Source organism: Myceligenerans halotolerans, from assembly GCF_054782975.1.
Genome location: NZ_BAAGRL010000016.1, coordinates 102,621 through 121,275, shown reverse-complemented (window position 1 = coordinate 121,275; position 18,655 = coordinate 102,621). Strand labels below are relative to the sequence as shown.

The 18,655-nt window shown below is 69.8% G+C and carries 13 protein-coding genes; 9 read left to right on the top strand and 4 right to left on the bottom strand.

What is annotated here, in order from left to right; translation table 11 throughout:
- Both ACYVK5_RS12330 and ACYVK5_RS12325 read right to left on the bottom strand, forming a co-directional pair.
- A partial coding sequence (locus ACYVK5_RS12330) for an HAD family hydrolase (RefSeq protein WP_460705298.1) occupies positions 1-727 on the bottom strand: 727 nt, incomplete at its 3' end.
- Positions 724-1,035, bottom strand: coding sequence for a hypothetical protein (locus ACYVK5_RS12325; RefSeq protein ID WP_460705296.1), 312 nt, complete (start codon positions 1,033-1,035; stop codon positions 724-726). The genes ACYVK5_RS12330 and ACYVK5_RS12325, both read right to left, overlap by 4 nt.
- A 254-nt stretch (positions 1,036-1,289) precedes the next feature.
- Between ACYVK5_RS12325 and ACYVK5_RS12320 the strand changes: the two genes are divergently transcribed.
- The 6 genes from ACYVK5_RS12320 (at position 1,290) to ACYVK5_RS12295 (ending at position 11,398) form a co-directional block, all read left to right on the top strand.
- Positions 1,290-2,456, top strand: coding sequence for a hypothetical protein (locus tag ACYVK5_RS12320; RefSeq protein ID WP_460705294.1), 1,167 nt, complete (start codon positions 1,290-1,292; stop codon positions 2,454-2,456).
- A 13-nt stretch (positions 2,457-2,469) separates the two neighbouring features.
- Complete coding sequence (locus tag ACYVK5_RS12315; RefSeq protein ID WP_460705292.1) at positions 2,470-3,399, top strand: inositol monophosphatase family protein; 930 nt, start codon at positions 2,470-2,472, stop codon at positions 3,397-3,399.
- Between the two features lie 296 nt (positions 3,400-3,695).
- The gene (locus ACYVK5_RS12310) at positions 3,696-5,135 is read left to right on the top strand and encodes a Gfo/Idh/MocA family protein (RefSeq protein ID WP_460705290.1); all 1,440 of its coding nucleotides are present in this window, start codon (positions 3,696-3,698) and stop codon (positions 5,133-5,135) included.
- 356 nt (positions 5,136-5,491) lie between these two features.
- Positions 5,492-7,177 carry a pre-peptidase C-terminal domain-containing protein gene (locus ACYVK5_RS12305; RefSeq protein WP_460705288.1) on the top strand — a complete coding sequence of 562 codons (1,686 nt, stop codon included), beginning with the start codon at positions 5,492-5,494 and terminating at the stop codon, positions 7,175-7,177.
- A 496-nt stretch (positions 7,178-7,673) separates the two neighbouring features.
- Positions 7,674-9,137 (top strand): group II intron reverse transcriptase/maturase, encoded by a 1,464-nt coding sequence (gene ltrA, locus ACYVK5_RS12300; RefSeq protein WP_460705286.1) that lies wholly within the window; start codon positions 7,674-7,676, stop codon positions 9,135-9,137.
- Positions 9,134-11,398: a carbohydrate-binding protein gene (locus ACYVK5_RS12295; RefSeq protein ID WP_460705284.1), complete on the top strand. Its 2,265-nt coding sequence runs from the start codon at positions 9,134-9,136 to the stop codon at positions 11,396-11,398. Before ltrA ends, ACYVK5_RS12295 begins: the two co-directional genes overlap by 4 nt.
- 80 nt (positions 11,399-11,478) lie before the next feature.
- On the opposite strand, the gene ACYVK5_RS12290 is transcribed toward ACYVK5_RS12295, so the two are convergent.
- Positions 11,479-13,023 (bottom strand): Gfo/Idh/MocA family protein, encoded by a 1,545-nt coding sequence (locus tag ACYVK5_RS12290; RefSeq protein WP_460705282.1) that lies wholly within the window; start codon positions 13,021-13,023, stop codon positions 11,479-11,481.
- The gene (locus ACYVK5_RS12285; protein ID WP_460705280.1) at positions 13,020-15,041 is read right to left on the bottom strand and encodes a DUF6807 family protein; all 2,022 of its coding nucleotides are present in this window, start codon (positions 15,039-15,041) and stop codon (positions 13,020-13,022) included. The genes ACYVK5_RS12290 and ACYVK5_RS12285 overlap by 4 nt, the downstream gene beginning before the upstream one ends.
- Before the next feature lie 147 nt (positions 15,042-15,188).
- Between ACYVK5_RS12285 and ACYVK5_RS12280 the strand changes: the two genes are divergently transcribed.
- The 3 genes from ACYVK5_RS12280 (at position 15,189) to ACYVK5_RS12270 (ending at position 18,460) form a co-directional block, all read left to right on the top strand.
- The gene (locus tag ACYVK5_RS12280) at positions 15,189-16,115 is read left to right on the top strand and encodes a carbohydrate ABC transporter permease (RefSeq protein WP_460705278.1); all 927 of its coding nucleotides are present in this window, start codon (positions 15,189-15,191) and stop codon (positions 16,113-16,115) included.
- Entirely contained in the window at positions 16,108-17,037 is a 930-nt protein-coding gene (locus tag ACYVK5_RS12275; protein WP_460705276.1) for a carbohydrate ABC transporter permease, read from the top strand. The genes ACYVK5_RS12280 and ACYVK5_RS12275 overlap by 8 nt, the downstream gene beginning before the upstream one ends.
- 97 nt (positions 17,038-17,134) lie before the next feature.
- Positions 17,135-18,460 (top strand): ABC transporter substrate-binding protein, encoded by a 1,326-nt coding sequence (locus tag ACYVK5_RS12270; protein WP_460705275.1) that lies wholly within the window; start codon positions 17,135-17,137, stop codon positions 18,458-18,460.
- The last annotated feature ends 195 nt before the right edge of the window (positions 18,461-18,655 follow it).

The window sequence follows — 18,655 nt, the reverse complement described above, 5'->3', positions numbered from 1 at the left end:
GAGACGGCCAGGGGAAACGGACCACGTGAGAGCGTGACACCGCGCCCCTGGCCGATCTCACGAGGTCGTCTCCGACCGCGACCGTCGCGGCGGTCGGGACCTCGAGCCGGGTCCGGATCTGCTCGGCGGCGGTCGCCTTGGAGACGCCGGCCGGGGTGGCGTCGATCCAGTTCTTCCCCGCCGGGGTGACCGTCACGCCGCCGAGTGCGGCCAGGGCCTTGGCGTGCCGGGTCAGGTTCGGGGCGTGCAGCGCGACCCGCGTGGTCGGCTCGCCGCGGAGATCGGGCGCATCGACCACACGCTGGGGACCGTTCAGCAGACCGGCGTCGAACCGGTGGTCGACCTGCCAGCCTTCACCGAGCCTCTCGACCGCGACCAGAACCTCGGGTTCGAGAGCCTGTACCTCTCGGATGAGCGGGGCCGGGTCGAACACGGCGGCGTCGATCACCTCGTAGCCCGAGGGCATTCCCGCGTCCAGGTGCACGGTCACCGCGCCGTTGGACCCGATCGCGAACCCGCCGGTCAGCCCGAGCCTGCGGGCCATCGGAAGCAGCCCGGCCAGCGACCTCCCGGACGCCGGAACAATGTGATGCCCGGCCGCGCGCGCCAACTCCAAGGCCTCGACAGTCGCGACCGGGACCTTGCAATCCTTGCCGACCAACGTCCCGTCAACGTCGAGCACGATCAGCATTTCCGCGCGCACTTGCGGGGCCATGGCGGGGGTCATCGGACGGCCCCTACCGGGCGGCGCAGTTCTGCGCGGACCTGGACCTCGACACCATCGCGTTCCCCGGTCCACACGGTGTAGCCCGGCGTCAGCAGGTGATGATCCAGCGGCCGGTCACAACCTAGTAGACGCGCGATCGCCTCACCATCGGCCAGATCCCGCGGCTGCAAGCAGATGCGGTGACGGGACGCCGTGAACAACTCCACCCGCGGACCACCAACAACACCGAGCAGGCTCGCAGTCAGGTCCAGGACATCACCGATCCCGAGAGTCGGAGACCTCCTGCCGCTGTGGTCGTTGAGGTTCATGATCACCGTCCTTGCCGACTTGTCGTTGCCGCCGCCGCCCGGACCGCTGCGCGGAAGGGCATCCGGCGTTCTGTGATAGCGCTGTGTGGTCATAACCGTCACACCTGGCGTGCGGCGGTGACACCTGTTCCGCCGACCGATCTTGAACGCATCTGTGGGCGCTATGACCTGCGACGATGCGGGATACCACTGGCATTGCCCACTGCGATGGGTAAGATGGCGCCGCCACGTTCCGGTGCGGAGGGGGACTCGACGTGGAGACACCATCCGGGCCGCCGCAGGTGCGCACGAGGTCGCGCCAACCTGTCACTCCGCAGGCGCGTGGCCGGGAACTGGCGGCCCAGGGCAAGCGGCTGTGGGCCGAGCTGAGGTCGGTGCGGGCCGCTGCGGCGGAGCTGATGGCTTCCTATCCGGATGTGCCCAGCCTGCAGGCGCACCGGTACGCGGCCGGGTTGTCGCAGGACCAAGCGGCGGCGCGATACAACGAGGTCACCGGGCACCAGACCAGCCTCGGTGGCACGACCATCAATGCCTGGGAGTCGTGGGCGCGGGGCCGTGGGCAGGGTTCGCCGCCGTCGATGTCGGGTCTGCTCGTGCTGTGTGCCGCGTACGGCAGAGGCCCACTCGGAGTGGCCGAAGAAGAGATCAATCCTGCCGAGCTGATCGCCGAAGCCTATGAGCGACTGACCGCCGAGGACCAACTCGCCCTCAGGCAGTTCGCCTCGGACGCCACGGACATGCGGTCCGCACCCAAGGTCGCGCGGATGCATCCCGACCCGGCTCAGAACGGGTTCCGCACGCCGACCGAAGCTCCGAAACAGGTCGGTCGTGAGTTCACGTTGACCGTTCCCACCGTCGAGTACGGCAACCCCGACATCCCGGTGTTCACCCTGGAGAACCCCCAACCAGGACGGTTGCTCGACCTGACCTGGGAGACGTTCGGCTACGGCGTGGAACGCTTGTCGCAGCAGATCAAGAACCTTGGCAGGCGCCTGGAGGTAGACGCCTGCTTCGGAGTCAACGAGGCCGGCCTGGTCATGGCGACCTTCCTGGCCTCGTCGCGATTCTCCCGCTGCCCGATCGGCTACCTGCGTTGCAACAAGGTGCGCGACGGCATCGAACTGGACGAAGCATCGTTCTACCCCGACACCCGGGACGCGCCGACCATCGTGATCTGCGACTTCGAGGTTAAGCACGCCGACGTCATCGGCTACCTCACACGACAGTTGCGCGCCCGCTACCCCAGGGCGGAGCTGTACTTCGCGGTGTTCGGCGCCATGACCAAGGACCAGGATCTGACCGTCGGCAGCTTCGACGACTTGACAGGCGCACAGATCATGCGCGCCGCGGACTTCGAGGCCGTCTTCATCGCCGCGACCATGAGCCCTCCTGGTATCGAACCCCCACTCGAACTGCGATAGGTGAACCTGCGACATGAGCAACGAGAGCCCGATCCCGGACCTCGCGCGCGACGTCGCGCGCCTTGTGGTCTCGATGATGAATCAGATCCGGCCACGTCTGGTTGAGGCGGCCGTGTCCGGGCAGCGCGCGGAGAACGAGAACGTGCGCCACGAGGGCAACTTCCTGTCGGACTACGACCTGTGGATGCACGAGCGCTACAAGGAGCGGTTGGTCGAGGTCATCCCGTCGTTCATCTACGCCTCGGAGGAAGACGAACCCCGGGTCATCGGCGATGATCCGGACCCGGACCTGTGCGTCCTGGTCGACCCGCTGGACACCAGCGAGCTCGCGGTGCGAGCCCTGAACGGCTACACCCACATCTTGATCTACTCCCGGTCACTCCAGCGGCCAGTGGTCGCCGTCGTCGGCGACATCTTCCACCACATCCAGCTCTACCTCGCCGCGCGGGGTAAAGACGGCGTCGACCGGGCGTTGATGATCACCGCAGACGGCGACCAGCATGCACTGACCCGGTCCACGGCCCCGCCCTTGTCACAGGCGCTGGTCACCAACTACCTGATGCGCCCGGCCGAACGATTCGGGCCTCTGGCGCGGCAGCACCGCTTCCTCGACCTGCTCGGCGCACCCGGGGCGGACGGCAAGAAGAAGGGCAGGATCGGCGTCGACTTCGGCTCCATCAGCCTGTGCCACGTCGCGGCCGGCTTCACCGATGCCACCGTGGAGATCGCCAAGGGCTTCGCCACCTGGGACCTGTCCCCGGGCCAGTACATTCTTCACGCGGCAGGCGGTGTCACCGTCGATCTGGATGGCAAGCCGATCTCGCTCGACCTCGGACTCAACACCCTCCCCGAGATCAGCCGCGCGATGAGCACACGCCAGAAGTTCATCGCCGCAGGCAGCCGTAGCCTCGCCGAAGAGATCTGCGGTGCCATTGAACCGTAGAGCGCACCCGAGGACGCGGACCGGTTCTTCGCCCGGCACCTGACCTGAGGCCGAGCCGCCGGGCAGGCAGGAGGCAGTCGGGATGCGCGTGTTGTCGATGCTGGAACTGCTAGTAGCGCTTCCCCCTTACTTACAGTTTCGCCGAAACTGTAAGTAAGGCGATGGCGGCGTTCTTGAGGAGCGAACGGACCTCCGCGTCCCGCGAGACAGTCGGCAAGCGCTTTCCAAACCGCCGATGGCTCGGTATCGTCATCAAGCGACCCTGCTTGTCGACGACGACCCGAGGAGCGCGAACAATGCCCGAGCCGGCAGCCGAGCGGCCCGTACCCGAACCGCACACCCCCACCACCGAGCCGATCACCGGGTCCACCCACACCCCGGCCCCGATCGACGGGCCGCTCCCGGAGGGGCGCACCCGCTACGCCGTCGTCGGGACAGGGCACCGGGCCGCGATGTACATCGACGCGCTGATCGGCGCGCACGCTGCGGATGGCGAGATCGTCGCCTGGATCGAGCCCAACCCGGTGCGTGCCGCGTTCCACGAGGAGCGCGTCGCGGCTGCGGTCGGCGGGCAGCGCCCGGTCCACGACCCGGACGACCTGGAGAAGGTCATCGAGGCCGAGCGCGTGGACCGCGTGATCGTGACCTCGATCGACAGCACCCACGGCGATCTCGTCAGTCGTGCGTTGCGCGCCGGGGCCGACGTCGTCGTCGAGAAGCCCATCGCCGCGCACGCGGACCAGGCGAAGCAGATCGTCGACGCCGTCGCGGAGACCGGGCGTGACCTCGTGATGACGTTCAACTACCGGTACTCGCCGCGGAACTCCGCGCTGCGCGAGGTGATCGCCTCCGGCGAGATCGGGCGTGTGCTGTCGGTGCACTTCGACTGGGCGCTCGACACCGTGCACGGCGCCGACTACTTCCGCCGCTGGCACCGCGAGAAGGTGAACAACGGAGGCTTGCTCGTGCACAAGTCGAGCCACCACTTCGACCTGGTCAACTGGTGGATCGACGACGTCCCGCGCCGCGTCTTCGCCGCGGGCGGGCGCCGGTTCTACGGGGACGACGCCGGCCACGCGGACGGTTACGAGCCCACCGAGACCGAGAAGCAGCTCAACGCGCAGGGCGTCGACCCGTGGCACCTCGACCTCGACAAGAACGCGTGGCTGTCCGGGCTCTACGGGCCCGACGCGCAGGTGCACGACGGCTACGTGCGCAACCGCTCCGTGTTCGACGCCGGAATCACCACCGAGGACACCCTCAGCCTCGTGGTCGAGTACGCGGGCGGCGCCACGATGAGCTACTCCCTCACGGCCCACTCTCCCTGGGAGGGTTACCGGGTCGTCGTCAACGGCACGCGCGGCCGGGCCGAGCTCGAGGTGGTCGAGCGCGGCTTCGTGGCGTTCGACGACGACGGCGCGGCGATCCTCGACCCCAGCGCCACCGAAGCCTTCGCGGAGGACGACGTGCGCCCCAAGGGTGAGCGTCTCCTGGTCCAGCGCCACTGGGAACCCGCGACCGAGCGGCCGATCGTCGCCGTCGGGCCGGGCGGCCACGGTGGTGGTGACGGCCTCCTGCTGCAGGACATCTTCGCGCCCTCGGGCGAGCCGGACCCGCTGGGTCGGGCCGCGGGTTACCGCGACGGCATCCGGGCCTCAGCGGTGGGCTACGCCGGCAACACCTCCTTGGAGACGGGCGACCCGATCCGCCTGGAGGATCTCGACCTGAGCATCTGACCCCGGTCCGCCTGGAGGGCCTCGACCTCACCGGCTGACCCGGCCTCGGGCCCTTGCCTCTGCCCCTCCCGTCCGATCCCGACCCACACGAGCGCTTTCACGCGGCCGACCATGCCATTGTGGGCGACCACGCCATTGCGGGTGATGGAAACGTTCCCACCACCCACAAATGGCGTGGTCGCCGCAATGGCATGGTCGGCCGCCTGCCTGCCGCTCCGCCCGCCTCCCCGCAAGACTCCCTTGCGCGCCCGAGGGGTTTCGTGCCACCGTACGAGAAACCGGTTTCCCGAAGGCGTCGCGAGGTGCGCGACGGCAGGTGGAGGGAGCCGTACGTCCCGCATCTCAACGAGGAGATCATGTCTCGAACACGCGTAGGGCCTCGCTCGCTACTCACCGCGGTGGCCGCGTCGGCTCTCGTCCTCGCCGGCCTCACGACGCCGGCCGCGGCCGACCCGGCCACCGCACTCGTCGCCGACGACCTCACCCCCGGCAGCATCACCACCAGCGACGTCGTCGCCGGCGCCTTCACGATCATGGCGTCCGACGCCAAGGCCGTCACCGTCGACGCCGCGGACCGCACGTCCGACCGCGGCGACGTGTACGCCCAGCGCCTCAAGCTCAACGGCGCGGGCAACTCCGACGAGCGCTCGCTGCGCTTCGACGCCACAGCGGGCACGGAGGTCACCGTGCACGCCCGCAGCGGCAGCGGCACCGCCGACCGCGCGCTCGCGCTCTACGACGCCTCCTGGACGGAGATCGACCGGGTCGTCGCGGCCGCCGACGACGACAGCGCCCCCATCGCCACCGAGGTGCTCACCGTCCCCGCGGACGGCACCTACTGGCTGTCCTCGCCCAGCTCGGGGGTCAACCTCTTCTCCGCCGAGCTCGACGTCGAACCCGACACCAGCCGTACGCCCTGGACGGAGGTCGCCGCGCCCGTGGTGGACGACGTCGTCCTCGACCCGACGGCCCCGGGAAGCCTGCTGGTCGACTACACGGGAGACGTCGGGCCGGACGGCGCCGACCTCGCCCACGCCCAGCTCTACGACGCCGACGGGAACGTCGTCGACCGGACCTTCACGGCCGCCGACGGCGCCACCGGGACCCTCGCGGTCGAGCCGCCGTCGTCGGGCAGCTACACCGTGGAGGTGCTGCTCACGCGATCCGACGAGGACGCACCGCTCGTCTCGGAGCGCGCGGCGACGCCGGAGTTCTCGCTCCCGCTCGCGACGCCGGAGATCGCGGGAATCCTGACCACCGGCGTCTCGGGCGCCGAGGGCACCGTCACCGTCGAGTGGGGCGCGGTCGCGGAGGCCGAGACGTACTCCATCGGCGTCCGGGAGGGCACCGGGGAGTTCACGACCGTCGTCGACGGCGTCACCGGCACCACGGCCGACGTCGCCGGCCTGGCCGTGGGGCGGACCTACGACGCGCAGGTCGTCGCGCACCGCGGGGACGACGCCGCGACGTCGGCTCCCTTCGAGTTCACCGTCGCCGACGCCGTGGAGCGCTGGCAGACCGCGCACATCGGCGTCGGCTCCGGCGGCGAGGTCACGGAGAACGAGGACGGCTCGATCACGTTCGACGCCCTCGACAACCTCGGCAAGGCCGCCGACTCGGAGGACGGGTTCTGGTACCACTACACCGCGGTGGACCCGGCCGCGGAGAACTTCACGCTCCGCGCCACGATCCACGTGGACGACTCGGCGTCGAAGGACAACCAGTCCGGGTTCGGCATCGTCGCGGTCGACGACCTGATCGCGAACGACACCTCGGCGCGGTACATGAACTCCGCCGGAGCGTCGGTCGCGAAGTACCTGTTCGGCGCGGACGGCGAGGAGGGCGTGCGGTACGGCACACCGGGCGCCAAGTTCGTGCACGGCTACACCGGACCGCCCACCGAGAGCTCCGCGGACCGCGACATGACCGACTCGCGCGCGTTCGACTGGGACTACAAGGACGGCTACGTGCGCCACGAGGCGCTGTTTGACCGTGTGGAGGTGAGAGACCTGCACCGCCTGGCCGTCGCAGCGGCTGGGTAGAAGTTGAGGGCAGCCTGGCCCGGGGATCGCCGGGGCGGGTGGGAGCAGCCCTGACAACGACGGGACGTCCTAGCACTGCCAGATGGGGCGGGTCCGGCAAACGAGACGAGAGGGAGTACGAGAGGAACCAACGCCTGAGGCTCCGTAATCCTTGTGCCGGCTCGAACCTGGCGGATCTGGGCCGGTCTGCGGTGCACGGCTCCCTTCCCGTCCGTGGGGGCCGACTCGTCCCGTCTTCGTAGCCGTGGTGGGGCGAGGTCGTGGTGAATGTCTGCGGCGTAGCCACGACGATGCCGTCGGAGTGCAGTTGGGCTCCTGCCTCGTCGAACGGTCAGCAGTGAACGTGGGAACCATCGGTCGTCGCCCGACCGCTGCGCGTCGTTCCAGGCGGGCAGAGGGGGCAGGCGCGTTGCCCGCCGAGTGCGGCCGGTGGGACGGAGGTCTCGTAGTAGTCCGAGTCAGGGAAAGCCTGGCACATGGCGAAGGAGACCAGCGAGTGAGCAGGGAGGACTCTGGAATGCTCGAAGGCTCGCCGCCGAACGGCGGCGATCTCACCGGCGGAGTCGTGCAGTCCCCGCAGGTGAGAGTACGGGAGATCCAGACCAAGTTGCACCGTTGGGCGGGCGAGGACCCGTCCAGGAAGTTCGATGATCTGTTCAACCTTGTGCATGATCCCGCGTTCTTGATGGTGGCGTGGGGTCGGGTGCGGTCCAACCGTGGGTCCCGGACATCCGGGGTCGACGGCGACACGGCGTGGGGCATCGAGTCCGGCCAAGGCGTGGGCGTGTTCTTGTCCACGCTGCGCCAGGACATCCGGCAGCGGACGTTCCGCCCGCTACCGGTGCGCGAGCGGCGCATCCCCAAGCCGGGGACCAGGAAGACCCGTCGGCTGGGTATCCCCACCGTGCGGGACCGGGTGGTCCAGGCCGCACTGAAGCTGGTGCTCGAACCCATCTTCGAGACGGATTTCGATCCGGGGTCGTACGGGTTCCGGCCAGGACGCCGCGCCCACGACGCGATCGCCGAAGCGCGCTTCTACTCCTCCCGCTCGTACGAGTGGGTGGTGGAGGGCGACATCGCCGCGTGCTTCGACGAGATCGACCACACGGCCCTGATGGACCGGGTACGTCGACGCGTGAAGGACAAGCGGGTCCTGGCGCTGGTCAAGGCGTTCTTGAAAGCAGGTGTCCTCGATACCGAGGCGCACCTGCTAGAGACCAAGACCGGCACACCACAAGGAGGGATCTTGTCCCCGCTGCTGGCGAACGTCGCTCTGTCTGTCCTGGACGAGCACATCGCCGCCAAGTGGGACCCCAGCCACTGGGAACGGACCAAGCGACGCAGACAGGGAGGAGCGAACTACCGCCTCGTGCGGTACGCCGACGACTTCCTGATCCTGGTGTCGGGGACCCGGCAGAACGCCGAGCAGGTCCGGGACGAGGTCGCCGGGGTTCTCGCGACGATGGGCCTGCGCCTGTCCAGCGAGAAAACGTTGATCACTCACATCGACAAGGGACTGGACTTCCTCGGCTGGCGCATCCAGCGCCAGGTGAAGAAGGACGGCAAGGGCAAGCAGCACGTCTACACCTACCCGTCGAAGAAGGCCCTCCAGGCCGTCAAGGCAAAGGTGAAGGCGATCTGCCGACAGAACACGAACCTGCCGCTGGACGTCCTGCTGCACCGGCTCAACCCGGTGCTGAGAGGATGGACCACCTACTTCCGGCCCGGGGTGTCTTCCGCGACGTTCCAGTACCTGAGCCACTACGCATGGCAACGGACGCTGGCCTGGATCCGTCGCAAGCACCGCGGGATGAACTGGAAGGAACTGCGTCGCCGCTACTGCGGTGACGGCTGGTGGCCCACTGAGAACGGGACCACGCTCTTCAACCCGGCAAAGGTCACCACGACCCGATACCGGTTCCGAGGAGCGCAGATCCCGACACCGTGGACAGCGACATGACGGCACTCGTGGAGAGCCGGATGCCTGGTAACGGGCACGTCCGGTTCGGGAGGCGGCCAGGGGAAACGGGCCACGCGGAAGCATGGCACCGCACCCCTGGCCGACCTCACATCGAAGGCGGCAACACCAACCCGCCGCGCTTCGAGGCGGGGGAGGACTACGACCTCACGCTGCGCCGGTCCAACACCGGGTTCCACGCGATCTGGCAGCGTGACGGCGAGACCGTCCACGAGGTCATCCAGTACGACCCGGACATGCTCCTTACCCAGAACGACGAGGTCTTCTACGTCGGCCTGTTCGCGGCGCGCAAGATCCAGGTCACGGTGACCGACTGGTCGTTCGAGACGATCCACCCGGACGACGACGAGCCCGCCCAGGATCCGCCGCCGGTGTACATCACGCCGGAACTCTCCGCGGACGTCACGCGCACCACGCCGCACGACTCGATCGACGTGCCGCTCACCTCCAACGTGTACGGCCAGGCCCGGGTGACCGACGCGGACGGCGCGGTCGTGGCCGACGGCCTCGACGTGGAGCCCGGCGAGCAGACCGTCGTGCCGCTCGACCTGGCGCGCGGCACCAACGAGTTCACCGCCAGCCTGGTACCGGACGAGGAACAGCCGCACTTCGGCGAGCGCGAGGAACTGGAGTCCACCGACCCCGTCGACATCGACCTGAGCATCGACGTGCGGTCGTACGGCGAGCCGGGCCAGGCGATCCGGGTCGCGCCCGACGGCGACGCCCGCGGGGACGGGACCTCCGACGCCCCGCTCGACCTGCACACCGCGGTCGCCTATGCCCAGCCCGGCCAGCAGATCGTGCTCGACGGCGGCACCTACCTCCCGCAGGAGGCGATCGTCGTCGAACGCGGCCGCGACGGCACCGCCGACGCCCCGATCACGCTCATGTCGGAGCCGGGCTCCCGCGCGGTGCTGGACCTGTCGGAGTCCGAGAGCGGCGGAATCTGGCTGCGCGGCGACCACTGGCACCTGTACGACCTGGAGATCACCCGGTCGCAGGGGTACCGGAAGCCGCTGCACATCGGGGGTCACCACAACGTGGTCGAGAAGATCGAGTCCCACCACAACCAGGACTCGGGCATCCAGATCTCGGGTCTGTCTGCCGAGCCGCCGGAGATGTGGCCGTCGCACAATCTCGTGCTGTCCTCCGAGGCGCACAACAACAGGGATCCGCTCGGGAACGACGCGGACGGCTTCGGCGTCAAGCTGACCGCGGGCGAGGGCAACGTGATCCGGTACAGCATCGCCCACCACAACATCGACGACGGCTGGGACCTGTACGCGAAGTCGACCACCGGTCCGATCGGCGTCGTGACGGTGGAGGACTCGGTCGCCTACGCCAACGGGTGGCTCGAGGACGACGAGGGCCTGGAGGACCTCGGCGAGGGCAACGGGTTCAAGCTGGGCGGCGAGTCGATGCCCGGTGCCCACGTGCTGCGGAACTCGGTCGCGTTCGGGAACCTGGCCAAGGGCGTGACGTCGAACTCCGGGCCGGACGTCCGGCTGGAGAACGTCACGAGCGTCGGCAACGGGCTGGTCTCGCCGTCCAGGAGCGCGATGAACGTGCAGCTCACGACGTCGGCGAGCGAGACCGACTACCGGGCGTCCGGCGTGCTGTCCTGGCAGGCCACACGCGCCGACGACATCGAGCTCAAGCAGGACGACACCTCGCTCCTGACCGACCCGACGAACTACTTCGACGGTGTCGCCGCCGCTCCCGGCGACGGCTCGGCCGAGGTCACCGAGGAGTGGTTCGTGTCGACGGACGAGGCGGGCGTGCGGCCGGAGATCGGCCCGAACGGCTCGGTCGTGATGCACGGCCTGTACGAGCTGACGGACGTCGCGCTGTCGGGCACCGGGGCGCGCCTTGCCGCCAACCCGGACCCGACCGTGATCGAGCTCCTTCCCGAGGTGGTCCCGGTGGCGCCCTGGTATCCGACGGCGATCTACACCGCGGGTGACGTGGTCGCCCACGACGGCGTCGCCTACGAGGCCCGCTGGTGGACGCGCGGCGTCACGCCGAGCGAGGGCTCCTGGTGGGGGCCGTGGGTCGTCGTGGGGCCTGCGGGTATGCCGCCGGTCGAGGAGTGCGCCGAGCCGTGGGCCGAGAGCGCGGTCTACACCGGGGGCGACGTCGTCTTGCACGACGGCGTGAACCACGTGGCCTACTGGTGGACCCGCGGCCTGGAACCGGGCACCAACGTCCACGGCGCCTGGGGCGCGGTCTCCCCGTGCCGCTGACTCGGGCCTGAGGGCGGCGGGCCATGAGGTTGCTTTCGCTATCGGCGCCGATAGCGAAAGCAACCTCATGGTTCCTCGCTCTACGGCGTCGTCCAGGGGGCGTTGAGTTCCGAGAAGAGCTTCTGGGTCGACGCCACCTTCTCGCACCAGGACTCCACGTCGGCGATGACCGGCCACCGGCCGTCGCCCTCGCCGCGCCACTCCACGATGCCCACCGGGCCGCCCGATCCCGCCGGGCCGTTCGCCCCTGTCGAGCCGCCCGATCCCGCCGGGCCGTTCGCCCCTGTCGGGCCGCCCGATCCCGCCGGGCCGTTCGCCCCTGTCGGGCCGCCCGATCCCGCCGGGCCGTTCGCCCCTGTCGAGCCGCCCGATCCCGCCGGCTTGGCTGCAGCCTGCGTCCGCACCCGCTCCTCACCAGCACCGTCGGGTCCCGCACCACCGGCGCCGCCGTCGGACACGATCGCCCGCGGTTCCGGGCCCGTCCGGACGGCCTCCAGGACCCGCATGAACGCCCCGGTCTCGGCGACGTCGCAGAGCAGCGGGCCGCCCGTGCGACGCGCGGCGAGCAGGTCCTCCAGGAGTGATGTGCGCGCGTACTCCTTCTCGGCGGTCACCGATCCGGTGCGGAGCAGCACCCGGTCGAACTCGTACTCCAGCGTGATCGTGCCCTCGGTCCCGTACACGATGACGCGGGCGGGGGTCCGCTCGTCGGTGCAGAGCGTGAGGCCGAACCCGTACCGCGTCCCGTTCGCGCCGACGACCCGGACCGACGACGTGTCGTCGGCCTCGATCGGGTTCGCCCGCCACAGGTCGGTGTCCACGTAGGCGACGTCGTCGGCCCGTCGTGCGCCACCGATCCGCAGCGCCGTCGCGACGGCGTGCGCGAGCGGGTTGGTCACGACCCCGTCGACCACGTCGTGACCGTTGAGGTGGCGCCGTCCGGCCCACGCCGAACGGGTCCAGTACGACGCCGTCCGCACCCACGCGCCGACCGCGCCGATCCCGGTGACCTCGCCGATCTCCCCGCGCCCGATCATGCGCGACACGGCGGGCAGCGCGTGCGACCCGAACGTCTGGAAGCCGACCTGGCACCGCCGTCTGGTCCGCTCCGCCACGGCGACGAGCGCCTCGTGCTCGGCGAGCGACGCCGTGGTCGGCTTCTCCAGCAGCACGTCGATCCCGGCCTCCATCGCCGCCTGCGCGAGCGGGAGGTGCGTGTGGATCGGGGTGGACAGGACGACGACGTCAGGCAGGTCGCCCTGGGACAGCAGATCCCCGAGGCTCGCGTACCACGTGGCCCGCGACTCCCCGAGCGCCTCCGCCTCCGGTTCCCGCGGGTCGACGACGGCCGTCAGCTCTGCCTCGCCCCGCGCCTCCAGCTCGCTGACCCGCCGCACGTGCGACGCACCATGCCCGTGCACGCCGACGACGGCGATCCGGGCGGGGCTCTCCCCGTGACCGGGCTCAGCCGCCAGGGCGCTCGCCCCTCGCGCTCCAGCGTCGTCGCGACGGCTGCCGGCGGCGCGGGATCCTTCCGCGCGACCGGGATCAGCTCCCGGGGTCCTCGCCCGTCGCGCTCCGCCGTCCTCGCGACGGCCGCCGACGGTGCCGGGCTCCGCGCTCATACGATCGCCCCCGCCACCGCAGCGGCTTCGGCCGGGCCGAGCTCGGCGTCGAACAGGGCGGCGACCAGGCCGACCTGCACCGACCCGCCGTCGGGCACGAGCAGCGGGGCGTCCCAGGCGAGCGCCGGGCAGGCGCCCGGGTACTCGGCGGAGCGGACGAACCAGGGCCGTACGGTGCCGGGCTGGGCGAGCACGAGCGTCGTCGGGCGGTCGCCGTGCCGCTGCACGAAGGCCAGCCACGGCGAGCTGCTGCCGTGCGCGAGGGTCTCGCCCTCGCCGGCGACCGACAGCACGCGCGTCTCGTCCGCGATCGGCAGGCGCCAGAACAGGCCGCCGTACCCCGCGCCCGGACGGCCGTTGGTGGCCGGCGACCGGATCTCGAGCGGGCCGTCGGAGGCGTGCAGCACGGAGCGCCAGTCGAGCACCCAGCCCGGATGTGCCGTGTCCGCGCCCCCGAGCGGTGCCAGCAGGCGGGTCGTGACCCGGCGGTCCTCGACGAGCTGCTGCCCGCCGTGCTCGTCGAGCCAGCTGACCGTCTCGGTGAGGGTGCCGCCGTCCGGCCGGAGGTCGCGGGCGACCTGGCGGCCGTGGTTCTGCAGCAGCGTCGGCCCCACGTGCTCGATGAACGTGCGGCCGCCCCAGTGGCTCGTGCCGTTGACGTCCGCCACGGCCATCCCTACGCCGTAGTGGTGCCGGTGGTCCACGGGACCGGAGTCGGTCAGGGGTGTCCCGCCCAGCGTGTGCACGGGGTGGAGGTACGGCCGCGGTGCGTGGACGGGCGGGACGCGCTCGCCGGTCTCGCGTCGCGCGAGCGGCGTACCGCCCGGGCCGTGGAGCACCAGCGCGTCCGGCTCATCTTCCCAGGCCAGGGTGATGCCCGACGGCGGTCGCGCGTCCCCGGGCGCGTCGGTGGCGGTGTCGGGGTGGCCGGCGGTTCCGGCGGGCACCGCACGGTCGGTGGCGTGTACGCGCTCGGGGCCGACCGGCACGGGGCCGGTGCTGGCGCGCACCTCCAGCTTGGTGGTGAAACGGGCGGACCGGGCAGGCTGGGCATCGTCGTCCATCACAGCGGCTAGCTCCTTCCAGGCGTGTCGGCCGAGCTCCGACTGCGGCACGGCGACCGTCGTGAGCGCCGGCGTCGCGTAGCGGGCGAGGTCGATGTCGTCGAATCCGGCCACCGAGATGTCGGCGGGCACGGCGACCCCGGCCTCGTTCAGCCCGGCGAGCAGGCCGAACGCGACCAGGTCGTTGAAGGCGACGGCCGCCGTCGCGCGGCCGGCGAGCACGGCGCCGGTCGCCGCGTGGCCCGCGGCGATGTCCGGGCCTGCGGGGATCTCCAGCACGTCGAGCGCGGGATGGTGCTCGAGTGCGCGCCGGATGCCGGCCCGGCGCTGGGCGTCCGACGCCGACGCGCCGGGTCCGGCCAGGTAGACGAGCCGGCGGTGGCCGAGGCTCACGAGGTGCTCGATCACCTGGACCGCGGCGTCCTCGTAGTCGACGACGAGGCTCGGCGCGGCGGGCGCGCGGGCGGTCCGGCCGTCCTGGTCCGGAGAGGGCGGCACCTGCCGGTTCAGTACGACGACGGGTTCGACGTCGGGCACGAGGCGCGCGAGGTCGTCGTCGGACATGCGGGGGGAGACGAGGACGAGCGCGTCGCAGCGCAGCCGCGCCTCGAGCGCGATCGCGGCCTCCTGGCTCTGGTCCTCGGCGGTGTCGGCGACGAGGACGCGATAACCGTCCTGGTCGGCGGCGGCCATGACGCCGTGCAGGATCTGCTGGAAGACGGGGTTGCCGACGTCGGGCATGACGAGGGCGACGGTCCGCGTGCGGCCGAGGGCTAGGTTGCGGGCGGCGGTGCTGGGCCGGTAGCTCAGCGATTCCGCGGCCTCGCGCACCCGCTCCGCGATGTCCGCAGCGACTGTGCTGCGGCCGTTCATGACGCGCGACACGGTCGCGCGCGAGACGCCCGCGGCCGCGGCCACGTCGCCGATCGTCACTGCTGGGCGCCTGATGTTCACGTGGTGAAGGTACACCATGGGAAACCGGTTCCTCATGTGGTACGTTCTGGCACGGCAACCGGTTTCCCGGATCGGGGCCGCGGAGGAACCCCCCGCGGCGGCTCGTTCCCGGGGAAGCAAAGAGGTCGACGATGACCGGAGGGCGGAATGTCCAGCGTGATCCAAGAGGTCGCGAGCACGCGGAAAGCCGCGGGCCCGCGACGCAAGGGCGACGGCCGCATGGCCGCGCTCTTCCTCGCCCCGTGGTTCGCGGGGCTGTTCCTCATCACGGCCGGCCCCATGGCCGCGTCCCTGTACCTGTCCTTCACGGACTACGACCTGTTGACGGCGCCGTCGTGGATCGGCCTCGACAACTACGTGCGGATGTTCGAGGACCCCCGGCTGCTGCAGTCACTCCAGGTCACGTTCACCTACGTGTTCGTGTCGGTGCCGCTCCAGCTCGGTGCGGCGCTCGCGCTGGCGCTGGTGCTCGACAAGGGCATGCGCGGGCTGGCGCTCTACCGTTCCGTGTACTACCTGCCCTCGCTGCTCGGCGGCAGCGTCGCGATCGCGATCTTGTGGCGGCAGATCTTCGGCGCCGACGGCCTGATCAACCAGGTGCTGGCGCTCGTCGGGATCGAGGGGACGGGCTGGGTCTCGCACCCGGACCACGCGCTGAACACGCTGATCATCCTGAACGTCTGGACCTTCGGCGCGCCGATGGTGATCTTCCTCGCGGGGCTGCGCCAGATCCCGCGGATGTACTACGAGGCGGCGTCGATCGACGGCGCCGGCCCGGTCCGGCAGTTCTGGTCGATCACGGTCCCGATGCTCACGCCGATCGTGTTCTTCAACCTGGTGCTGCAGCTCATCAACGCCTTCCAGAACTTCACGCAGGCGTTCGTGGTGAGCGGCGGGAACGGCGGGCCGGCCGACTCGACGCTGCTGTACACGCTCTACCTGTACCGGAAGGGCTTCGCGGATCTCGACATGGGGTACGCGTCGGCCATGGCCTGGTTCCTGCTCCTGATCATCGGCGGGATGACGCTCGTCAACTTCCTCGCCTCGAAGTATTGGGTTCACTACGATGACTGATCTCGCCACGCCCTCGAAGGTCACCTTCGCCGAACCATCGTCGTCGTCCCCGGACGGGCGCGGGCGACGGCGCGGCACTGCCGGCCGCCGCATCCGGTCCGGCGTGACGAGCGCGCTCAAGCACACGGGCCTCATCGTCTTCGGCTTCGTGATGCTGTATCCGCTGCTGTGGATGCTGATGAGCTCGATCAAGCCGAACGCGCTCATCTTCCGTGAGCCCGGCCTGATCCCCACCGACGTGGACCTGTCCAACTACACGGACGGCTGGAGCGCCCTGCTCCATCCGTTCAGCCGGTACCTGATCAACTCGGCCATCGTGGTGCTCGGCTGCGTGCTCGGCAATCTCGTGTCGTGCTCGCTGGCCGCCTACGCGTTCGCCCGGCTGAACTTCCGGGGGCGCAACTTCTGGTTCGCGATCATGCTCATGACGATCATGCTGCCGATCCACGTGATCATCGTGCCGCAGTACGTCATGTTCTCGAGGCTGGAGTGGATCAACACCTTCCTGCCCCTGATCGTGCCGAAGCTGCTCGCCACGGACGCGTTCTTCATCTTCCTCATGGTCCAGTTCTTCCGGGGGATCCCGCGCGAGCTGGACGAGGCGGCCCGCATCGACGGCGCCGGACACCTGCGCATCTACTGGCAGATCATGATGCCGCTCGCAATCCCCGCCCTGGCGACCACCGCGATCTTCACCTTCATCTGGGCGTGGAACGACTTCTTCAGTCAGCTGATCTTCCTCACCAAACCGGACATGTACACCGTGCCGATCGCATTGCGGACCTTCGTCGACTCGACGGGCGAGAGCTCGTGGGGCGCGTTGTTCGCGATGTCGATCGTCTCCCTGATCCCGGTGTTCCTCGTGTTCCTCTTCGGCCAGAAGTACCTGGTCAAGGGAATCGCCACGACGGGCATCAAATAGGCCGCCGCGCGCGGCTGCCGTACGACCTTGCACCTACTAGCAAACCGAACCTCCGAGCGACCGAAACGACGATGTCTCGTCATCGAGAAGGAGAGAAATGCGTACCTCAATCAACCAGCGTGGCCGGCGTGGTGCCGCAGTGGCGGCGGGTGTCGCCGCCACTGCCCTGATCCTGTCCGCGTGCGGCGGTGACTCCGGCGCGGGCGGCACGGGGGACGTCGAGGCCCAGGAGTGCCCGTGCGAGATCCGCTTCGCGTGGTGGGGATCCGACGAGCGGCACGCGGCGACACAGGAGATCATCGACGCCTTCGAGGCGGAGAACCCGGACATCACCGTGGTGCCGGACTTCACCGACTGGAGCGGCTACTGGAACAAGCTCTCGACCACCGTGGCGGCCGGCGACACGCCGGACGTGATGACGCAGGAGGAGCGCTACGTCTCCGACTACGCGACGCGCGGCGTCCTCGCCGACCTGGGCGGGCTCAGCATCGACACGGCGAAGATCGACGAGAGCATCCTCGCGGGCGGTCAGATCGACGGCACCCAGTACGCGCTCCCGACCGGGATCAACGCCTACGCGATGGTGGCGAACCCGGCCGTCTTCGACGACGCCGGTGTCGAGATCCCGGACGACGAGTCGTGGACCTGGGAGGAGTACGTCCAGGTCGCGAACGAGGTGTCCGAGGGCGCCGGCGAAGGCGTCTGGGGCACCCAGGACTACGGCTTCAACGAGGCCGGACTCAACATCCTCGCCCGCCAGAAGGGCGAGAGCCTGTGGACGCCCGAGGGCGAGCTCGGCGTGTCGGAGGAGACGGTCGCCGAGTTCTTCCAGAACTCGCTCGACCTGATGGCCGGCGGCGGCCAGCCGGACGCCTCGCGCACCATCGAGTACCAGCACGCCGGCCCCGAGGGGTCGCTCGTGGGCACCAACGCGGGCGGCATGTCGTCCTTCTGGTCCAACCAGCTCGGCGCGCTCGCCGAGGCGTCGGGCGAGGAGATCCAGCTGCTGCGGTACCCGGGTGAGACCGAGTTCGAGCGCACCGGCATGTACTACAAGCCGGCCATGTTCTACTCGGTGTCCGCGACGTCCGAGTACCCGGACGCCGCGGCGAAGTTCGTGGACTTCCTGCTCAACTCGGAGGAAGCTGCGAAGATCAACCTGACCGACCGCGGTCTGCCCGCGAACACGGACATGCGCGACGCCATCGCCGACGACCTGACCGACGCCGACAAGCAGGTGGCGGACTTCATGGCGGAGATCGGCGAGGAGATCGTCGACGCCTCGCCCGTGCCGCCGAACGGCTCGGCCGAGATGCAGGACATCATGGAGCGCGTCAACACCGAGGTGATCTTCGAACGGGCCACCCCGGAGGAGGCCGCGCAGATGTTCATGGACGAGGTCAACGCCGCGATCGCGGGCTGACGCCCGCTGAACCGCATGCTGGACCGGGGCTTCGGCTCCGATCCGCATGCTGGACCGGGGCTTCGGCTCCGATCCGCATGCTGGTTCCGTGGCTTTGGCTCTGAGCCGCAAGGTGGTTCTGTGGCCCTATGCCGAACCGCAATCCGGCCCCGGAGTTCGTTGCCGAGCCGCACGCTGAATCGTGCAAATCATGGG

What these genes read in the sequence shown, in the direction of transcription:
- ACYVK5_RS12280 (WP_460705278.1), top strand. Translation starts at nt 15,189, where the DNA reads ATGTCCAGCGTGATCCAAGAGGTCGCGAGCACGCGGAAAGCCGCGGGC.
- ACYVK5_RS12305 (WP_460705288.1), top strand. Translation starts at nt 5,492, where the DNA reads ATGTCTCGAACACGCGTAGGGCCTCGCTCGCTACTCACCGCGGTGGCC.
- ACYVK5_RS12325 (WP_460705296.1), bottom strand. Translation starts at nt 1,035, where the DNA reads ATGAACCTCAACGACCACAGCGGCAGGAGGTCTCCGACTCTCGGGATC.
- ACYVK5_RS12270 (WP_460705275.1), top strand. Translation starts at nt 17,135, where the DNA reads ATGCGTACCTCAATCAACCAGCGTGGCCGGCGTGGTGCCGCAGTGGCG.
- ACYVK5_RS12290 (WP_460705282.1), bottom strand. Translation starts at nt 13,023, where the DNA reads ATGAGCGCGGAGCCCGGCACCGTCGGCGGCCGTCGCGAGGACGGCGGA.
- ACYVK5_RS12315 (WP_460705292.1), top strand. Translation starts at nt 2,470, where the DNA reads ATGAGCAACGAGAGCCCGATCCCGGACCTCGCGCGCGACGTCGCGCGC.
- ACYVK5_RS12295 (WP_460705284.1), top strand. Translation starts at nt 9,134, where the DNA reads ATGACGGCACTCGTGGAGAGCCGGATGCCTGGTAACGGGCACGTCCGG.
- ACYVK5_RS12310 (WP_460705290.1), top strand. Translation starts at nt 3,696, where the DNA reads ATGCCCGAGCCGGCAGCCGAGCGGCCCGTACCCGAACCGCACACCCCC.
- ACYVK5_RS12275 (WP_460705276.1), top strand. Translation starts at nt 16,108, where the DNA reads ATGACTGATCTCGCCACGCCCTCGAAGGTCACCTTCGCCGAACCATCG.